Annotated in this window: 16 protein-coding genes and 1 tRNA gene; 10 read left to right on the top strand and 7 right to left on the bottom strand. The window is 59.2% G+C overall.

All coding sequences use genetic code 11. From position 1 onward, the window contains the following. Nucleotides 1-43 precede the first annotated feature (43 nt). The 4 genes from INS80_RS16635 (at nt 44) to INS80_RS16620 (ending at nt 5742) form a co-directional block, all read left to right on the top strand. A complete protein-coding gene (locus tag INS80_RS16635; RefSeq protein ID WP_192966696.1) occupies nt 44-583 on the top strand; it encodes a cold-shock protein in 540 nt (179 codons plus the stop codon). Nucleotides 584-586: 3 nt separating this feature from the next. Next, nucleotides 587-1093 carry a DUF192 domain-containing protein gene (locus INS80_RS16630; RefSeq protein WP_226892652.1) on the top strand — a complete coding sequence of 169 codons (507 nt, stop codon included), beginning with the start codon at nt 587-589 and terminating at the stop codon, nt 1091-1093. Between the two features lie 43 nt (nt 1094-1136). Beyond that, nucleotides 1137-1213: transfer RNA gene (locus INS80_RS16625), tRNA-Pro, on the top strand. 857 nt (nt 1214-2070) lie between these two features. Continuing rightward, nucleotides 2071-5742, top strand: a complete 3672-nt coding sequence (locus tag INS80_RS16620) for a vitamin B12-dependent ribonucleotide reductase (protein WP_192966695.1) — start codon at nt 2071-2073, stop codon at nt 5740-5742. Between the two features lie 158 nt (nt 5743-5900). Here INS80_RS16620 and INS80_RS16615 read toward each other — a convergent pair whose 3' ends face one another. From INS80_RS16615 to INS80_RS16595, 5 genes are all read right to left on the bottom strand, one after another. Then, nucleotides 5901-6761 carry an alpha-1,2-fucosyltransferase gene (locus INS80_RS16615; RefSeq protein WP_192966694.1) on the bottom strand — a complete coding sequence of 287 codons (861 nt, stop codon included), beginning with the start codon at nt 6759-6761 and terminating at the stop codon, nt 5901-5903. After that, entirely contained in the window at nt 6758-7603 is an 846-nt protein-coding gene (locus tag INS80_RS16610) for a glycosyltransferase family 25 protein (protein WP_192966693.1), read from the bottom strand. The genes INS80_RS16615 and INS80_RS16610 overlap by 4 nt, the downstream gene beginning before the upstream one ends. Further along, complete coding sequence (locus INS80_RS16605; protein WP_192966692.1) at nt 7600-8439, bottom strand: glycosyltransferase family 25 protein; 840 nt, start codon at nt 8437-8439, stop codon at nt 7600-7602. The genes INS80_RS16610 and INS80_RS16605 overlap by 4 nt, the downstream gene beginning before the upstream one ends. 39 nt (nt 8440-8478) lie before the next feature. Further along, nucleotides 8479-9135 (bottom strand): FkbM family methyltransferase, encoded by a 657-nt coding sequence (locus tag INS80_RS16600; RefSeq protein WP_192966691.1) that lies wholly within the window; start codon nt 9133-9135, stop codon nt 8479-8481. Nucleotides 9136-9254: 119 nt separating this feature from the next. Then, nucleotides 9255-10805, bottom strand: coding sequence for a trimethylamine methyltransferase family protein (locus INS80_RS16595; RefSeq protein ID WP_192966690.1), 1551 nt, complete (start codon nt 10803-10805; stop codon nt 9255-9257). 444 nt (nt 10806-11249) lie between these two features. On the opposite strand from INS80_RS16595, the gene INS80_RS16590 reads away from it, so the two are divergent. The 4 genes from INS80_RS16590 to INS80_RS16575 all read left to right on the top strand — a co-directional run bounded on the left by INS80_RS16590 (nt 11250) and on the right by INS80_RS16575 (nt 15908). After that, the gene (locus INS80_RS16590; protein WP_192966689.1) at nt 11250-11792 is read left to right on the top strand and encodes a hypothetical protein; all 543 of its coding nucleotides are present in this window, start codon (nt 11250-11252) and stop codon (nt 11790-11792) included. A 252-nt stretch (nt 11793-12044) separates the two neighbouring features. After that, on the top strand, nt 12045-13424 hold the full coding sequence (cysS, locus tag INS80_RS16585) for a cysteine--tRNA ligase (RefSeq protein WP_192966688.1): 1380 nt from the start codon (nt 12045-12047) through the stop codon (nt 13422-13424). Nucleotides 13425-13478: 54 nt separating this feature from the next. Then, entirely contained in the window at nt 13479-15104 is a 1626-nt protein-coding gene (gene cimA / locus INS80_RS16580; protein ID WP_192966687.1) for a citramalate synthase, read from the top strand. A 27-nt stretch (nt 15105-15131) separates the two neighbouring features. After that, nucleotides 15132-15908 (top strand): squalene/phytoene synthase family protein, encoded by a 777-nt coding sequence (locus INS80_RS16575; protein ID WP_192966686.1) that lies wholly within the window; start codon nt 15132-15134, stop codon nt 15906-15908. An 83-nt stretch (nt 15909-15991) separates the two neighbouring features. On the opposite strand, the gene INS80_RS16570 is transcribed toward INS80_RS16575, so the two are convergent. Beyond that, nucleotides 15992-17209: an MFS transporter gene (locus tag INS80_RS16570; RefSeq protein WP_192966685.1), complete on the bottom strand. Its 1218-nt coding sequence runs from the start codon at nt 17207-17209 to the stop codon at nt 15992-15994. A 106-nt stretch (nt 17210-17315) separates the two neighbouring features. Here INS80_RS16570 and INS80_RS16565 point away from each other — a divergent pair, with 106 nt between their 5' ends. Together INS80_RS16565 and INS80_RS16560 are read left to right on the top strand one after the other, a co-directional pair. Further along, nucleotides 17316-17972 carry a DNA-3-methyladenine glycosylase family protein gene (locus INS80_RS16565; protein WP_369411422.1) on the top strand — a complete coding sequence of 219 codons (657 nt, stop codon included), beginning with the start codon at nt 17316-17318 and terminating at the stop codon, nt 17970-17972. Continuing rightward, entirely contained in the window at nt 17969-18634 is a 666-nt protein-coding gene (locus INS80_RS16560) for an alpha/beta hydrolase (protein ID WP_192966683.1), read from the top strand. Before INS80_RS16565 ends, INS80_RS16560 begins: the two co-directional genes overlap by 4 nt. A gap of 20 nt (nt 18635-18654) precedes the next feature. Here INS80_RS16560 and INS80_RS16555 read toward each other — a convergent pair whose 3' ends face one another. Next, the gene (locus INS80_RS16555; RefSeq protein ID WP_192966682.1) at nt 18655-19344 is read right to left on the bottom strand and encodes a pseudouridine synthase; all 690 of its coding nucleotides are present in this window, start codon (nt 19342-19344) and stop codon (nt 18655-18657) included. Nucleotides 19345-19489 lie beyond the last annotated feature (145 nt).

Below are 19489 nucleotides of genomic sequence, written 5' to 3'. Positions count from 1 at the left end.
TCAAGCACCGGGAAAACAAATAAGACAAAACGGACCAGAATAAGTGGCGGACGATCAAAGCAGCTTGCGACAAATCCAGGGTACGGTGAAATGGTTCGACCCGGCAAAGGGGTATGGCTTCATCGTGTCTGACGCGGGCGGGCCGGATATTCTGTTGCACGTCAATGTTCTGAGAAACTTCGGCCAAAGCTCCGTCACTGACGGGGCCGAGGTGACGGTGTTGACCCATTCGACCGAACGTGGCGTTCAAGCTGTCGAGATCCTATCGATTACTCCGCCCGCACGTGATGACGGGCCTGTTTTGAGCGATTTCATGCATTTGGAACCTCATGACCTCGAGGCCTGTCCGTTGCTGCCAGCGCGTGTGAAATGGTTCGACAAGGGAAAGGGATTCGGCTTCGCCAATCTTTTCGGTCATGGGCACGATGTTTTTCTGCACGTTGAAGTCCTTCGTCAATCCGGCCTTGCAGATCTGCAGCCGGGAGAAGCTCTCGCGTTGCGTGTCATCGACGGAAAGCGCGGGGCTATGGCCGTTCAAGTCCTGGCTTGGGAAGCAGCAGTGACTGGCGCAGAGGGCGACTGAGACATGGGTATGTGGCCAGAGCGGGCAACGTATGGCCCGGCCTTCATGCTGTCTGTTGTAACGGTCGTGGCGTCAGCGTCCGGTCTTAAGGCCGATACCGCCTCGACATGCCGCATTGATCGCGTGGATCTGCGCGGTGACTGGGGCGTTGCTTCGTTTTCTGTGGAACTTGCTGATACGGAACAGGAGCGTGCGCTGGGATTGATGTTCCGGGAGAGCATGCCGCGGAGCGCTGGTATGCTCTTTGTTTATGATCGCCCGACCACGGCTGCGTTCTGGATGAAGAATACATACATCCCTCTGGACATCATCTTTACCGACGAGACTGGGATGGTGACGTCAGTGCATTCGGACGCCAAACCGTTGGACCTGACGCCGATTCCAGGCGGAGATCGTGTGTTTGCCGTGCTGGAAATCAACGCGGGGCTGGCTCGTGACTACGGTATCTCGGCGGGGACCCAACTGCGCCACGAAATTTTTTCATCCAATCAGCCAGTTTGGCCCTGTTAGGGCTTTTCAAACCCGAAGGAGACCGCTAGGAAAGCGCACGGTCCGGGGCGTGGCGCAGTCTGGTAGCGCACCTGTTTTGGGTACAGGGGGTCGTGAGTTCGAATCTCGCCGCCCCGACCATCTTCTTTCAAAAGTTATCTAGCTGGCCGGATGACCAGCACCATTTGGCGCGGTGAAACCTGGGTGTCCGTTGGTCGATGGATGCCTTTGCGTTTGTACTTATCGGACGCCTCAATCCTGCAGGCGGGCCATGGCATTCGAGCCGTTCTCGCAAACCGGTTATGGATTTATCGGGAGAATCACGCGCCGCTAGGTGTTCGGTGGTTGGTAGCCACCAGATCTTGTGTTAACCTAGTGTTAACCATGTGACGCGAAACGGCGCCAACTGCCGTCGTCTTGGCGTAGCGTGGGGCGTGAGGGGATGCCTCAATTATGTGCGCATTGTGCAACGCCTGCTTGCCAATGCTGTTTGTTCTACCTGCCAAGGCCATGGTCGAGCCAGGGGGGGCATTCGCGAGGCAGTGAAGTAAGCGGTAGAGGGTTAGGGTATGAGGTTCGCGCAGCAAACCTTTTAGGTTTCGAAAGAAAATCCTTACGAGACGACTTCCGGCTGAGGCCGGTCGCTGATGGTTTCGGGATGTGGATGAATCGGAGTGGCTTTCGCCTTATGTTTCACTTCCTCCCGGTCAACCAAAAAAATGGTATCCGATTAGTAAATTTTGCGTTGACCCCTTGGTCGCGAATACGCCAGATTGTGGGGGCCAGTTGCGGCGCCACTAGATCTGGTAGGGTTCTGGGGTGTCGAAACAAGACTAAACACTAGTAAAGTTTCCGTAGTTCGGGGCAGGTGTGGGGCCTCTCGGCATGCTTTTTCGCAGGCATGCACTGGCTGCTGTTTTGTGTTTGGTCGTGGCATCGGCGCACCGTGTGGTGTGCCAACAAAAAGACGGGACAGAGCATATGCAAAGGGGCAGAGCATGAAGATCGAACGCAAGTTTACCAAGTCAGGACAGGACGCCTACGCGGAGCTGGATTTCATCTCGGCCACCTCCGAGATTCGCAATCCTGATGGCACCATCGTATTCCGGCTTGAGAACATCGAAGTTCCGGCGGGATGGAGCCAAGTTGCAAGCGACGTCATCGCGCAGAAATACTTCCGCAAGGCTGGCGTGCCGTCCCGTTTGAAAAAGGTACGCGAGAAGGGCGTGCCGGAGTTCCTGTGGCGCTCTGTTCCCGATGGGGATGACGTTGAGTTCGGCGGAGAAACCTCGTCTAAACAAGTTTTTGACCGTCTTGCTGGTGGCTGGACCTACTGGGGCTGGAAGGGTGGCTATTTCTCGACCGAGGAAGATGCACGCGCTTATTTCGACGAGATGCGCTACATGCTGGCGACCCAGCGCGCGGCGCCGAACTCGCCGCAGTGGTTCAACACGGGTCTGCACTGGGCTTATGGAATCGATGGTCCCGCGCAGGGCCACCACTATGTCGATTACAAGACCGGTAAGCTGACCAAATCCGACAGCGCCTATGAGCATCCCCAGCCGCATGCCTGCTTCATCCAGTCCGTTTCGGACGATCTGGTGAACGATGGCGGCATCATGGATCTTTGGGTGCGCGAGGCACGCCTGTTCAAGTACGGCTCCGGCACTGGCACCAACTTTAGCCACCTGCGCGGCGAGGGCGAGCCTCTTTCCGGTGGGGGCAAGTCGTCCGGTCTGATGGGCTTCCTCAAAATCGGAGACCGCGCAGCCGGCGCGATCAAATCCGGCGGCACCACCCGGCGCGCGGCCAAGATGGTGATCGTCGATGCGGATCACCCGGACATCGAAGACTTCATCCAGTGGAAGGTGATCGAAGAGCAGAAAGTCGCCTCTATCGTTGCCGGATCCAAGATGCACGAAAAGATGCTGAACGGTATCTTTGCAGCAATCCGCGAGTGGGACGGTCTTGAAGCCGATGCTTACGAACCGAGCAAAAATGACGGCCTGAAGAAGGCCATCCGGGAGGCAAAGAAAGTCGCGATCCCGGAGACCTACATCAAGCGGGTCCTAGATTACGCAAAACAGGGTCATACCTCGATTGAATTCCCGACCTATGACACCGATTGGGACAGCGAAGCCTATTCTTCGGTGTCGGGGCAGAACTCCAACAATTCGATCCGAGTCACCAATGCCTTTTTGCACGCGGTGGAGAAAGATGCCGACTGGGAGCTGATCAACCGCACCGATGGCCGTGTCGCAAAGACAGTCAAGGCGCGCGATCTGTGGGAAAAGGTCGGCCATGCCGCCTGGGCCTGCGCTGATCCGGGCATCCAGTTCCACGACACCGTGAACGACTGGCACACCTGCCCAGAAGACGGTGAGATTCGCGGATCAAACCCCTGTTCGGAATACATGTTCCTGGACGATACCGCCTGTAACCTGGCCTCGCTGAACCTTCTGACCTTCCTCAAGGACGGAGAGTTCCAGGCCGAGGACTACATGCATGCATGCCGCCTGTGGACCCTGACGCTCGAAGTCAGCGTGATGATGGCGCAGTTTCCGTCCAAGGAGATCGCGCAGCGGTCCTATGACTTCCGCACGCTGGGTCTGGGTTACGCCAATATCGGCGGTCTCTTGATGAACATGGGCTATGGCTATGACAGCGACGAGGGACGCGCGCTCTGCGGCTCGCTCACTGCAATCATGACTGGTGTGGCCTACGCCACCTCTGCCGAGATCGCATCTGAGCTGGGCCCGTTCCCCGGCTTTGACAAGAACCGCGAGCACATGCTGCGGGTGATGCGCAACCACCGCACGGCGGCTCACGGCAAGGCCGACGGCTATGAAGGCCTGGCGGTGCCGCCGGTTCCGCTGGATCTCAAGAACTGCCCGGATGCGCGGCTGACCGATCTGGCCGCAGGCGCTTGGGATGAAGCGCTGGAACTGGGTGAGAAATACGGCTACCGCAATGCGCAGGCAACAGTGATCGCGCCGACCGGCACCATCGGCCTTGTGATGGATTGCGACACCACCGGGATCGAGCCTGACTTTGCTCTGGTGAAGTTCAAAAAATTGGCCGGTGGCGGCTATTTCAAGATCATCAACCGCTCGGTTCCTGCCGCTTTGGAAGGGCTTGGCTATACCTCTGCCCAGATCGAGGAGATCGTTTCCTACGCTGTCGGCCACGGTACCATCGGCAATGCGCCGGGGATCAACCATACCTCGCTGACCGGTCACGGCTTTGGCCCGAATGAACTGGCGAAGGTGGACGCAGCTCTGGAATCGGCCTTTGACGTACGCTTTGTCTTCAACCAGTGGACGCTGGGCGAAGAGTTCTGCACCGGCGTTCTGGGTATCCCGGCGGCCAAGCTCAATGATCCGACCTTCGACCTTTTGCGCCACCTCGGCTTTGCCAAGGCCGACATCGAGGCTGCCAACGATCATGTCTGTGGCACCATGACCCTCGAAGGGGCGCCGCATCTCAAGGAAGAGCACTATCATATCTTTGATTGCGCAAACCCCTGCGGCAAGAAAGGGAAGCGTTATCTGAGCGTTGACAGCCACATCCGCATGATGGCCGCAGCACAGAGCTTTATCTCGGGCGCGATCTCCAAGACGATCAACATGCCCAACGATGCCACCATCGAAGATTGCCAGAAGGCCTATGAGCTGTCCTGGTCGCTGGGCGTCAAAGCGAACGCGCTCTACCGTGACGGCTCCAAACTGAGCCAGCCGCTGGCGGCGGCCCTGGTCGAGGGTGACGACGAGGCGGCAGAGATCCTGGAAACCGGAAGCCAGCAGGAGAAGGCTGTCACACTGGCCGAGAAGATCGTCGAGAAGGTTGTGATCAAGGAAGTGGTGAAATCCCACCGCACCAAGATGCCCCATCGCCGCAAGGGTTATACCCAAAAGGCAGTCGTGGGTGGGCACAAGGTCTATCTGCGCACCGGCGAATATGAAGACGGCAACCTCGGTGAGATCTTCATCGACATGCATAAGGAAGGCGCGGGCTTCCGGGCGATGATGAATAACTTTGCCATCGCTGTCTCGGTTGGTCTGCAATACGGCGTGCCGCTGGAAGAGTTCGTCGATGCCTTCACCTTCACCAAGTTCGAACCGGCCGGCATGGTTCAGGGCAACGACAGCATCAAGAACGCGACCTCGATCCTGGACTATGTGTTCCGTGAACTGGCGGTCAGCTACCTGGATCGCACCGATCTGGCCCATGTGAAGCCCGAAGGCCCGGCCTTTGACGACATTGGCCGTGGCGAGGAAGAGGGCGTGTCTAACGTCACTGAGCTGAGCGAAACGGCAGCAACCCGTTCGCTGGAGGTTCTTAAACAAATCTCCTCGACAGGGTACCTTCGCAAGCGCCTGCCGCAAGAGTTGGTGGTCTTCAATGGTGGCCAGACAGCACTGGACGGGATCACGCCGCTCGATGGGGCCGACCCGGTCTCCGCTCTGCAAACGCTGGTGCCTGAGGTGACCGAGTCCGCTTCGGTTACGGAAACCACCTCGGTGACGGTCACGGGCATGGATGCGCGGACCAAAGCCAAGATGCAGGGTTACGAGGGTGAAGCCTGCGGCGAATGCGGCAACTACACGCTGGTGCGCAATGGCACATGTATGAAGTGCAACACCTGCGGTGCCACCTCCGGGTGCAGCTAAGACTGGATCAGGGGCGAGTGCGCTCGCCCTGAACGCCAAGAAGGCCCAGGCGAAAAACCTCGGGCGGTGCAGCAAAGAGCCTGATTGGCGAAACTAGCCCCCTTCGTTTCGACGGAGGGGGTCTCTTTATTTCAGGATGAGCGGAATGCGTGGGCCTACTAGATGCGGACCCAGTCCACCGGGCATATATCAGGGTTCTTCTTTTCCGCCTGCCGGAACCATGTAGAGGGCGCCACGACGGTTTTTTCAGCATTGCGATTGAGCCACGCGCCCCACCAGGAAAAGGATGAATTGGCGATGATGTTGTGTCGGCACAAGGACATCAGGCGCAGGTCCTCGTACTGGTGGTCGCTGTCATTGAGATCCACGACGGTTTTCTTGTAGTCCAGCTGCATGTTCTGATGCGCCCATTCCGGATCGTCGGAGAAAACGAACACTTCGATGTCATCCTGCGTGACGCTGGCCACATGGGCTAGAGCCTTTTCGTAGTAGGCCATGGTGCAAAGGCCATGGGTTGCATTGGCCAAAGGATCGCTCACGTAATCACCGCGCCGCACGTGGAGTGAGACAGCATTTTTCGATTGGATACTGTCAGCCAGGGCACGGTTTTCATCCGTTTGGGGCGTGGTGATCGAGAATTCGTGGTGAATGGTATCGGCGCAGGAGGCAAAGAAACGCTCGCTTTGCCAGTAGCCTTTCAGATAGCTGGATGCGCCGTAGCCAAAGAAACCGGGATCAAAGGCATCACCGTGCTGTTCAATAAACCGGGGACCAGAAAGACCCGCCCGCCACGCAAGGTAGCGCAGCTTGTTTTCCTTTCTGAGTGGGGGCAGCTCTGATCCCGTGAGGATTTTCCCCGAAATATTAAAATGATGCAGCCCGTAGTCGAACTGTGAAGGGCCATCATAGACTCTCAGGTCCAGTCCAAGATCAACACCATTGTGCTTGGCGAGAGCCTTGCCGGCGGCATATTGGAACATTTGGTTTCCAAGGCCGCCATCCAAACGGACGATGATCATCTGAACCTCTTTCGCAGGATTTTTGGTGGGGCCGTCGCGGAGGGGGCAAATGGCACGACCTCAAACTTACTACCCAGAACGTGGGTTTCATATGTGGTTCTTAGTGCGTTCAAAAGCTGGCCGAATGGGCGCTTGGTCTCGCGCCAGAGCTTTGCCCCCGACGGGTGCTTTCGCAGGGTTTGGCGCTCCTGCTCTAGCGTGCTTTTTACAAAGCCATGAATCGGCTCTTCAAAGAAAAGGTCCTGTGCGCCAATCGCCGGGTAGATCTGATAAGCGATCACCTCGGAGAAAAAGCCGAGGTCTGGATTGAACACCAGAAGATCAGCAGGCTCGGCCACCGTTTGGGCGAGCTGCAACAGTATTTCGGCGGCTTCCCGGTGCAGGAAGTAACCGCCACCCCCGCCATGCAGGCTATGCAGGCGGCGCAGATGCCGTGTCGCTGTAACAGAATGCTGCTGCTGACCTAGGTGACATTTCTTGAAGGTGCTCTCTGCCTTTATCAATCGCGCATCGTCTGGGATCCAGTCGGAGCTTTCAAAGAAGGTAGTGCTGTCGGTGGCAAGATGAATATCATCTTCGGCAATGAATCCCCAGTCACGTTCTGATGCAAGAAGCATGCGCCAAGCGGCACAATGACTCAAGAAACAGCCAATCTCGGCAGGGCCAAAGTGCACATCAAGGAGGCGTTTGCTGCGGATCGCCTCAAGGGCTTGAGGTTCGAGCGCGCGCCCGTTGGTTGCGGCAACGCGGATCGCTGTCAGGCCAAGGGTGGCGCACTGCTCTTCGAACCAGTCACGGCGCTCCGTCTGACTGTCGAGATTGATGTAGAACAGGGGGATCACGGCTTTTGCTCACCGGCGTAGGGAATGAATTTGATACGCGCCGTTCCCAGGAAGTTGCGCAGCGCATCGGACACCTTGCGGGCAAGCCGCGTGAAGGGGCGGCTCAGCTCGCGCCAGATCTTGGCGAGACCTTTTGGCTTGCCCTTGATCCCCTGGGTGCGTCGGCTGTCCTTGCGGTCGCTGTTGAGCGTGCTGCGAAACCCGCGCTTTTGGGGTCCGCCCAACAGGTAGTCCTGAACGCAGATGGCCGGGTCCATTTGATACACGGTCATCTGCTGGACGATGCCAATCCAGTGGTGGAACAACACGTGATCCAAGGCATCGCACCTGGTCTCGCTTTCTTTCAACAGCAGAGCTGCGCCCGTGGCTGAGACGAAATAACCAGCGCTGCCACCGTGGTATGACTTCAGGAGCCTCAATTCATGCCCGGCAACCTCAGAGTGCAGCTCTGTCGAAAGAAAAACGCGCTGCCGTGCGGTCTCGGCCTTTACGATATGGGCATCCGTTGGCAGCCAGTTGCTATTTTCAAAAAACGCTTCTGCATGGGCGAGATGCAGATCGTCCTCGGCGACAAAGGCCCAGGTCAGCCCCCGGTCAATGATCTCTTTCCAAACCTTCCTGTGGCTCAGGAAACACCCCATCTCTCCCTTGCCCAAGGGAAGGTGCCCTGAGCGATAGGACAGCAGACGTTCGGCCTGCTCATCAGGGATATCATCTGAATTAACAGCCGGTATGCGTTCGAAGGTCAGGTTCATCGCTGAGAGGCGGCGTGAGATATCCTCAAGCCGGTCGGTGGAGCGGTCGAGATTGATGAGGAAAATGGGGATTTGCTGCATGGGGGAGATACCGAGCACCTTTCAGTCATCGCGAATGGGTTACCGGCGGCGCCATTGTTCCCAGACAAATGGATAGCTCCACTGGGCGCTATGGGTTTTCTCGATTGCATCCACGATCTCGTCGCGCAAGAGGATATGGGATTCCTCAAACAGGTGGAACTGAATCTGGAGCGTTTCCGTTCTGTCTAGCACGTTGCACTCCGCCAGCGCGGGTAGCAGGTCGTATTCACCGCCCTCAATATTGATCTTCATCAGTGCGATTTCCGGGAAGTCATGCGCCGCGAAAAAATCCCGAACACTGCAGATCTTGCCTGCTACGCTTTGACCTGGGTCGCTGTGCAGAGCAGAGGAGGCGTCGCCGTCATCGGATAGATCCAGAGTGCCATCCGTGCTGCCGAGGGCAAAATCATGGACCGAAATATCCGCGTTATCCGAAAACCGTTCCAGCAGGCGTGCAGCAAAGGCGGGGTGAGGTTCGAATACCTGGACTTTGCAGCCATAGCGCGCGTGCATGTCGGCGGCCCAGTTCCCTTCGAAGCCGCCGAAATCAAACACGACCGATCCGGGCCCTATTCCGGTAAAGTTGAGACGCTCCTGTTCTTTCTGGTCTGCAAGAAAGCGATCAAAAGACTGGAAAAACACCTTGCGCCATGGCTGCAGGATACCGGTCATCCAGCGTTTTACTTGCCGTCTCATTCTTGCGGACCCTTCTGGAAAAGCTGTTGAGCGTCGCTTACCACAGAACTCCAGAAGGCGCACGAGGTCGTGGCAAGTTTTCTCCTCCGCCGAGTCGAACGCAGGGGGGGAGGAGCCGGTTAACTCGGCAGATGGATCCTGAAGCTATTGCGCAACGCTCGGTCAAGGTCGGGCGCAAAACGGGCCGGACTTCTGCGGGACAGGATATCCTCTTTTTTCTGACGCGCCTTGTCGAGAAGATCGGGTTTTCCTTTCTCCTCCCATTCCTTTGGAGAGCTGCGATCGCCGAGCGACGGATAGAGGTGATCTGACTGCATGCGCGACAGGGTCTGTTCGGTGCCCAGATAGTGTCCGCTGCCGCCCAGGCAGACCTCTGCGATTTGATCAAGGGCCAGGGTCTCATCGGTGACTTCGATACCGCGCACGCAGCGCAGTGCCTGACCGATCAGGTCATCGCCCAGGATCAGCGATTCATGGCAAAAGCCCAGCAGAGAGGCATGCATGCCAGCCGCCTCGTAGATCATGTTGACCCCCGACAGGCCCGCCATCACGTTGGAGCACATCTGCTCCCAGCCGGCTTGCATGTCAGGAAGTTTTGAATCGGCAATGCCTGCGGCCGCCCCGCCGGGCAATCCGTAGAACCGGTGCATTTGCGCACAGCCCGACGTCAACAGGGCTTGCTCGCCTGATCCCCCTGTCATTGCCCCGGTCCGTAGGTCCAGCCCAAAGGGCCAAGTGCCAAAAATGGCGGGGTGCCCGGGCTTTATGGCATTTACATAAACAAGGCCTGCAAGGCATTCGGCGACGGCCTGAACGATCGCCCCGGCGATTGTCGATGGGGCCGTGGCGCCGGCCATGCCCGCCGACAGCAACAGCACGGGCATACCATGGCGGATGCATTCCTCCATGACCAAGCAGCTTTCGGTGGCGAACTTCATGGGCGGCACCACGAAACAGTTGGAGTTCGACACAAAGGGACGTTCGCGCCACTTTTCCTCTCCTCCTGCGATCAGGTGTAGCATTTCGATGGCCGGAGCGACAAAGCTCGGGTCGGTGAAGGACGTGCCGATATGTTTGAACGTGCCCGAGCAGCAGGCATAGATCGTGTTGAGATCGAGTTCCCTGTTATCGCTGATGTCGCGGCAGACCATAGGGCGCTGCACAAAGTGGATGTTGTCGAGCGCATCGCAGATGCGGGCAGCGTCATGCAGATCCTGCACCGTGGATTCTCGGTACTGCCGTCCGGACACATCGACCATATGCACAGCCGCCCCTGCGGTGCCGTAGTGGACGCGGGTTCCGCTGAGGTCTAGATCGGTTTGGCCATCGCGGCTGCACAAAGTGACAGATCGGTTCGCCTTGGCCAGCATGTCCTCGACAAGAGCGCGCGGAAACCGCAGCCGCCCGTCGGGCCCTTCGGTGCACCCTGCATCCGTGAGGATCGCGACGCCGCTGGGAGGGGCATCCGCCAAACCGATGCGTTCCAGCGCGTCAAGTGCTGCCAAGTGGATCTTTTGAACATCAGCGTCGCTCAAGGCGTTGTACGTGCCACCGGATAGCCCAGGCCGAACCGGACGCAGGTCCGTAGCGAGGGGGGCTGAACGGGCTGCACGGCGCGCGCTGCGTCCGCCGCTGCGGCCGGAGACGCGTCTTAGGGAAAGTTCTGTCATGAGAGGCCTTTCGACAGGAGGGAAAGCAGGACTGTGTTTCAGGCCCCCTCAGGTCGTCCGCGCGCCGCGCGCCCCCGGGCTGCGCCGATGGTCCGCCATATCAGGCTAATGCGGCTGCGTTCGGCCTGCATCCTGCGCTCCTCCTTCATGCTCTTTCACAGTGCCGCAGGAATCGGCAAAGGCTATCGCGTTTGCGACCTTTGTGAAAAATGCGTCATCTTTTTCAGCGACGTGGATGTTTCAGGCGCCGTTCATATCCTTGCGGCGAAGCATTTTGTGAAAATCTGCGGGATTTGAGAGGCTTGGCACAAGGCGTTCTGCTGTAGGCTCAAACAGGTAAGCGGAACCAACTTTTAACCAATATTCGGCAATCTGCCGTGTGGGAATGGCGCGCCTGTCTGAGCGTAGAATCAGGACAACAAGATGTCAGGATCGATCAAGAGAATGTCACAACATCAGCGGTTCTCTGCGAGTTTAGTCGGCCTCGTCCTGGGCCTGGCCGTGGCGGTCCCGGCGGGATCAGGGGAATGGTCATCCAGCTTTCTGGCACGGGGCTTGGGCATGCAGCGGGCCGAAGTGGGCACGGCTCCTGGGGCTATCAGGCCGATCTCGTCCGAGGCCCGTGATACGGGCCTTCGAGCCAGTTTCGATCAGGATTTTGGCAGTTTTGTGCTGGGCGGAACCTATGAGCAAGGTCGTGGTGCTGCTCTGGCGGGGTTCGGTGGCTTCGAACAAGGGCAGCGGATCGACCTGCGGGCCGGATACGATTTCGGGCGCAGCCTTGGATATATCACCTTTGGAGAGGTGGGGGTCGAACGAAGCGCCGCAGATCTGCGCAGTCAGGTCTTCGGATTTGGACTGCGGGTGTCGGTGAACCGCGTGCTCCAGATGACAGGTGAAGTTCTCCACCGAGACAATGATCACGTTGGACGCCTGGGCGCTCTTGGCGGTGATGTTCTTTCCGTTCAGGCGGCCTTCCGCTTTTGATCAGGGCCAACAACCCTTGAGCTTTGATCCGGATATTGGGCCGGTTTTGGCTTGGCGGGTTTGAAAATACCTGCTAGCAGAGGCGCATGACGAAAACCCGCACACCCATCACCTGCTGCTGCATTCCCTGCTGAAATCTACAGCGGGCTGGTTTCGTCGTTCCCTTCCAAGTGACAAATTGCTAAGCCCGCGCTGCGCGCCTCGCGCTCCGGCCTTGATGCCTGCACTTCCGTGCCCGTCCTAGGAGCTGTCATGACGACCGACACAGTACTCAAGCTGCACAATACAAAGACCCGCAAGAAAGAGGTCTTTACCCCGATCAACGCCAATGATGTGCGGATGTATGTCTGTGGCCCGACGGTCTATGACCGGGCGCACCTTGGGAATGCGCGCCCCGTGGTTGTGTTTGATGTGCTTTACCGGCTGCTGCGCCATGTTTACGGCGCCGATCACGTGACCTATGCGCGCAACTTCACCGACGTGGATGACAAGATCAACGCGCGCGCCGCCGAAAGTGGCCGACCGATCGGCGAAATCACCGCCGAGACAACCCAGTGGTTCCTCGATGACATGGGCGCCCTTGGCGCGCTGGAGCCGAACCATATGCCGCGGGCGACCGAGTTCATCCCGCAGATGATCGCCATGATCGAAGAGCTGATCGCCAAGGGCCACGCCTATGCGGCCGAAGGACACGTGCTGTTTGCCGTGGACAGCTGGCGCGAGGGCTACGGGAAGCTGTCGGGGCGTTCGGTCGATGATATGATCGCCGGCTCCAGGGTTGAGGTCGCGCCTTACAAGAAGAATCCGATGGATTTTGTGCTGTGGAAGCCGTCTAGCGAGGATCTGCCCGGCTGGGACAGCCCCTGGGGGCGCGGACGGCCCGGCTGGCATATTGAATGTTCCGCCATGTCCTATGAACTGCTCGGGGAGACCTTTGATATTCATGGCGGCGGTAACGATCTGATGTTCCCGCACCATGAAAACGAGATCGCCCAAAGCTGCTGCGCCCATCCCGAAGGAGAGTTTGCCCGCTATTGGCTGCACAACGAGATGCTGCAGGTCGAGGGGAAGAAGATGTCGAAATCGCTCGGCAACTTTTTCACCGTGCATGACCTGCTTGAGCAGGGTGTACCGGGTGAGGTGATCCGCTTTGTGTTTCTGTCGACCCATTATCGCAAACCGATGGACTGGACCGAGAAAAAGGCAAAGGAAGCGGAGGCGACCCTGCGAAAGTGGCGGGCCTTGACGAAGGGCATAGAGCCCTCCGCCAAGGCTGCTGCCGCGGTACTGGAGGCGCTGGCGGATGATCTCAATACCGCCGGGGTGATTGCAGAGCTGCACAGGCTGGCCGCCGCAGGGGATGCGGCTGGGCTGCTGGCCTCAGCCCAGATGGTTGGCCTGTTGCAAGAGGATATGGGCGCATGGGCCGCAGGTCCCACCGTGGATCTGTCGACCCACGAGGCGCGGTTGTTCGAGGCCCGTCAGGCGGCCATGGACAGCAAGGACTTTTCCGAAGTGGACCGTTTGAAATCGGCCTATATGGCGGCCGGGCTTGAGGTCCGCATGAGCAAGACAGGCGTCGAACTGGTGCCGGGGCCGGGGTTCGATCCGGCCAAGCTGGATGACCTCTGAGCCCTAAACGCCCCCCCGGACCGGGCGCTGCCCGGAGAACAATACGAGGCAGGAATGACCAAGGAACGTCTCTACCTATATGACACCACCCTGCGGGACGGTCAGCAGACGCAGGGTGTGCAGTTCTCGACCGCCGAGAAACAGCAGATCGCCCGCGCGCTGGATGATCTCGGGATCGACTATATCGAAGGCGGCTGGCCCGGCGCCAACCCAACCGACAGCGCCTTTTTCGAGGTGGCGCCCCAGATGCACGCGCGGCTGGCGGCCTTTGGCATGACCAAACGGGCTGGGCGCTCGGCCGCCAATGACGATGTGCTGGCCGCGGTGATGAATGCGGGCACCGATACGGTTTGCCTCGTGGGCAAGGCGCATGACTATCACGTGACGGCCGCCCTTGGTATCAGCCTTGAAGAAAACCTCGAGAACATCGGCGCCTCGATTGCGCATATTGTCGCCGAAGGCCGCGAGGCGCTTTACGACGCAGAACATTTCTTTGATGGCTATAAGGACAACCCTGAATATGCCGTCGCCGCCTGCCGCGCGGCGCTGGATGCCGGTGCGCGCTGGGTGGTGCTTTGCGATACAAATGGCGGCACCATGCCTGCCGAGGTACATCGCATCGTGTCTGAGGTGATTGCTGCTGGCATTCCCGGAGATCGCCTCGGTATCCATACCCACAACGACACCGAAAACGCAGTCGCCTGTTCGCTGGCGGCTGTGGATGCAGGCGTGCGGCAAGTGCAGGGTACGCTCAACGGGCTGGGGGAGCGGTGCGGAAATGCAAATCTCACCACGTTGATCCCCTCTTTGCTGCTGAAAGAACCCTATGCGAGCGCCTTTGAGACGGGCGTTTCACTGGATGCCCTGAAAGGTCTAACGCAGCTCAGCCGGATGCTCGATGACATACTGAACCGCGTGCCGATGAAACAGGCGCCCTATGTCGGGGCGTCTGCCTTTGCCCACAAGGCGGGGCTGCATGCCAGCGCGATTCTGAAAGACCCGTCAACCTATGAGCACATTGAGCCCGAACGTGTAGGCAATGCGCGCATCATCCCGATGTCGAACCAGGCCGGTCAGTCCAACTTGCGCAAACGGCTGATGGACGCGGGGCTTAAGGTTGATAAAGGCGATCCGGCGCTGGCGCGCATTCTTGAGCGCATCAAGGCCCGCGAGGATGAGGGGTATTCCTACGACACGGCACAGGCCTCCTTCGAGCTGCTCGCCCGGGAGGAACTGGGGCAACTCCCGACCTTCTTTGAGGTCAAGCGGTACAAGGTCACGGTGGAGCGGCGTAAGAACAAATACAACAAGATGATCAGCCTCTCGGAGGCGGTTGTAGTGGTCAAGGTGGACGGCGAAAAGCGCCTCTCAGTCAGCGAATCCATGGATGAAACCGGCAGCGACCGCGGGCCGGTGAACGCGCTGGCCAAGGCGCTGGCCAAGGATCTGGGCCGCTATTCCGAGGTGATTGACGATATGCGCCTTGTGGACTTCAAGGTGCGCATCACCCAAGGCGGCACCGAGGCCGTCACTAGGGTAGTGATCGACAGTGTCGACAATCAGGGACGCCGCTGGTCCACTGTTGGTGTCAGCCCTAACATAATAGATGCGTCCTTTGAGGCGCTGTTGGACGCGATCCGTTGGAAGTTGATCCGCGATTGCAGCGGGCAGAGCACGTGATTTCGGCAAGTTGAGGGGCGAAACCAAGTGGAGTTTGACGACGATCTGAAAGGCTGCGCTGAGCTTGTCCGCCAGGGCGATCCGGACCGGTTCCTCGCCACCATGGCTGCGCCGGTTGCTGCGCGGCCTGTGCTTTTCGCGCTCTACGCGTTCAATCTGGAATTGTCGCGCGCGCCCTGGGCGAGCCAGGAAAGCATGATCGCAGAAATGCGTGTTCAATGGTGGCGGGATGTCGGGGCTGAGCTCGCAGAAAGCCAACCTGTGCGCCGTCACTATGTGGCGACCCCTCTTGGACGGCTTCTGCGGCCCGATCTGGCGGGGCATATCGATGCCATGGCAGAGGCGCGGCGCTGGGATATCTACCGGGATCCGTTCGACGATGAAGCGGCGTTTGAGGCCTATATCGATGCGACGTCCGGCAGCCTCATGTGGATGGCCGCAGGCTCACTTGGCGAAGCGGATGAAAACACAGTACGGGCCTTTGGGCGCGGTGTTGGTATCGCCAATTGGTTGCGGGCCATCCCCGAACTGGAAAAACAAAAGCGTGTCCCCATGCTGGATGGCACGGCTGAAGGTGTGCGAAGGCTGGCCGCGCAGGGATATGAGTCCATCCAAACGGCCCGCAAAGACCGTTCTTCCGTTTCCAAGGAAGCAGGCGTTGCCTTGCTGGCCGGATGGCAGGCCCATGACATACTGAAACAGGCCATGAAAGAGCCAGAGCGGGTGGCTGTCGGCGCGCTTGGCTCCAGCGAGTTTCGTCGTCGGACAAGCCTGATGCTTCGCGCGGCCCTCGGGCGTTGGTAGGCAAATCACGAGTTCTCATATGAAGAATCAGCCGCCCAGGTCTGGGCGGATGTTTTCTTTAAATCAGGCTTCTACGGGGCGACTTAAATCTGCTTTGGGCGCAGAACCAACCAAAGAAGCGCGCCGCCTGCGAGAACCAGGAAAGGCGCCATGGCCATGTTGACCGCGTTCCAGCCGTCCACCGGATTGCCGCCTGAGCAGTTCATCAACCCGCCCGAGGCCAGCGATGCCATGGTGACACCGCCAAAGACGAGAAGGTCATTGAGGCCCTGCATCCGGCCGCGCTCGTGCGGCTCATGCGCACCGGCCAGCATGGTGGTGGCGCCAATAAAGCCGAAGTTCCAGCCGATGCCCAGCAGGACCAGCGCGATGAAGAAGTCCTCGAGTTCGACACCACTGAGGGCAACCGCTCCCGCAGCGGCGAGGATCACGAGGCCTGCCGCGACGATCTTGTGCACGCCGAACCGCGCAATGAGGTGCCCGGTAAAGAAGGAAGGCACATACATCGCCAGAACGTGGGCGGTTACCACATCCGCCGCGTTGCCTTCGGTGAAGCCGCAGCCGACCACTGCCAGCGGCGTTGAGGTCATCACGAGGTTCATCAGCGCATAGGAGACCATTGCGCAGATCACGGAGACGGCGATCACCGGCGTTTTCAGGAGTTCGACCCGGCTCCGGCCCTTCGGCGCATCCTGGCTCGGTACCGGTGGTTTTGGTATGTTCAGGAATAGGAACAACGCCGCGCCGAAGACATTTACCGCAATGACGGCCATGTAGGTGCCCATGAAGGGCACGACAAAGGCTTGGCTGGTCGCCTTGACAAGTTGCGGCCCAATGATCGCCGACAGCAGGCCGCCGGCCATCACATAGGAAATCGCCTTGGGACGGAACTCTTCTGATGCCGTATCGGCGGCGGCAAAGCGGTAAAAGCCATGCGCACTCATGTAGACGCCGGTCAGAAGACTGCCCAGAAGGAAAATCGGAAAGGATCCGAGGTAAAGACCATAGGCCCCCACGACGCCGCCAAGTGCACCAAACAGAGCACCTGTAAAGAACCCCGCGCGGCGCCCCCACCGCTGCATGATGGCCGAAATCGGCGTTGCCGCCATCATCGATCCTGCCACGATCAGCGAGATCGGCAAGGTTGCGAAACAGGGGTTTGAGGCGAGCGATTGCCCCGCCAGGCCGCCAATGGTGAAAATCATCGGCATCTGCGCACCAAGGAAGGCCTGCGCCATCACCAGGATGGCAACGTTCTTCTTGGCGACGGTATCGTCGGGGGTGGTCATGCTCTGTGTCATGTGGGATGCGTAACTCTGAATGTGTTCTGGAACAAGCCGCCTTGCGCTGCTTGAGCGTAAAGCACAGGTCTCTGTGCATTGGATAACAGGTGAAGGAAAGAGCGGCGTGTCGTCACATCAGGACTTGGGCCGGGGAATTGGCCGCATCATCCAGAGCGACGCCTGCGTGGTGGAAGGCGCCGAATGGCTTGCCGCACAGGACGGCCGCTTTGCTGCGGCGCTGGAACAAACCGGTCCCTTGCCACTAAGACGCAAGCCGGATGGCTTTGCTGAACTATTGAGCGCAATTGTCAGCCAGCAGGTGAGTGTCGCCTCGGCCCGCGCGATCTGGGCGCGTATGGAGACAGCGGGGCTGACTGTGCCCGAACGGATTTTACAGGCGTCCGAGGAGGAGTTGCGCGGCGCGGGGCTGAGCAGTCAGAAGATCCGATATGCCCGTGCCCTGTCCGAAGCGGGTATAGATTTCAACGCATTGCGGGGCTTAGATGATGCAGAAGTTGTCGCCACTCTGACCCAGGTTTCCGGCATCGGCGTCTGGACGGCTGAGATTTACGCGATGTTTTCGTTGGGGCGCGCGGATGTCTTTGCGCCCGGTGATCTGGCCCTGCAGGAGGGCGCGCGGCTTCTGTTCGATCTGGCCGAACGCCCAAAGGAACGCGCCCTGCGCCAGATGGCCGAAGCCTGGTCGCCCTGGCGGTCGGTTGCGGCGCGGCTGCTCTGGGCCTATTACCATGTTGCAAAGGACAGGGAAGGGATCCGATGACTCGTGTTTTGACCGCCGGCCGCAAAGAGCCGCTTTCTGGCTCAACCCGCTCGGTTGTGGTGTTTTTGCATGGCTATGGCGCCAATGGCGCCGATCTTTTGGGGCTGGCCGATCCCTTGGGGGAGCATCTGCCCGACACGCTGTTCGTGGCACCCGATGCGCCCGAAAGCTGCGCGGGTGCGCCCATGGGCTATCAGTGGTTTCCGATCCCTTGGATCGATGGCTCCTCCGAGGAGGAAAGCATGCGTGGCATGCAGGCGGCGGTCGAGGATCTCAATGCCTTCCTCGATGCCCTGATGGTCGATGAGGACGTGCTGCCCGAACAGGTGGTTCTCTTCGGGTTTTCCCAAGGAACGATGATGAGCCTGCACGTTGCGCCGCGCCGGGAAGATCCGGTCGCGGGGGTCGTGGCCTTCTCGGGGCGCCTTTTGGGTCCGGATACCTTCAAGGATGAGGTGGTCAGCCGGATGCCGGTTCTTCTGGTGCATGGCGATGCGGATGACGTGGTGCCGGTGCAATCCCTTCCAGAAGCAGCCGAGGCCCTGCAGGAAGCAGGCTTTCAGGAGGTTTTTGCCCATATCCAGAAAGGCACCGGACATGGCATCGCCCCCGATGGTTTGAGCGTGGCGTTAGCCTTTATGCGAGATAAGCTGAGCCTCTGAAGGGACATCCAGATACGATTTCAGGACGGGCGGCGGGGCTTTCGGGGTTTGCCGCCTTTTCTTTTTTGCCCCGCGTCTTTGGCCTTTTCGTCCAACCGCCTTGCCTGAGCTTTGCGGTTTGGGACATGCGCGGGTTTGGGACGGCCGGGCACTTTTGGCGGGTCCAGGGCTTCCCAGCTGCCTTGGGCCAGTCCGTCCAATGTCCAGGCGCCAATGGCATAGCGGATCAGGCGCAGGGTGGGGTGACCCATAGCTGCAGTCATACGGCGGACCTGTCGGTTGCGCCCCTCGGTGATCGTCAGCTCCAGCCATGTATCCGGCACGGATTTGCGCACCCGGCTCGGCGGATTGCGCGCCCAAAGGCCCTGAGGTTCGTCGATCAATCGCGCCTTGGCTGGCCGGGTCATTCCATCCTTCAGCTCAACGCCTTTGCACAGGGCGTCAAGCGCGGCCTGATCCGGCGTGCCTTCGACTTGGACCCAATAGGTCTTGGGCATCTTGTTGCGCGGATCGCTGATCCAGGCCTGAAGGCGGCCGGTATCCGTCAGCAGCATCAACCCTTCGCTGTCGCGGTCCAGCCTTCCAGCAGGATAGACGCCTGGGCAGTCGATGAAATCGCTGAGCGTCTTGCGTGGCCCACTTTCGGTGCTGCGGTCGGTGAATTGTGGCAGCACGTCATAGGGTTTGTTGAAACGGATGAGGCGGGTCATGCCGCCGCAATAGGGGGCTGATGCGCAGGGTGCAAGGATCTTGGGCAGAACCGTTACCCATCTGTCATGGAATCGGGCTATCCAGCACCCCGAGATCTAGTATGCGCAAGGGGCTTGTCAGCCTTTGATCGCGATATATAGTCAA

Source organism: Phycobacter azelaicus, from assembly GCF_014884385.1.
Classification (GTDB): domain Bacteria; phylum Pseudomonadota; class Alphaproteobacteria; order Rhodobacterales; family Rhodobacteraceae; genus Phycobacter; species Phycobacter azelaicus.
This window is presented reverse-complemented; position numbering and strand designations above follow the sequence as displayed.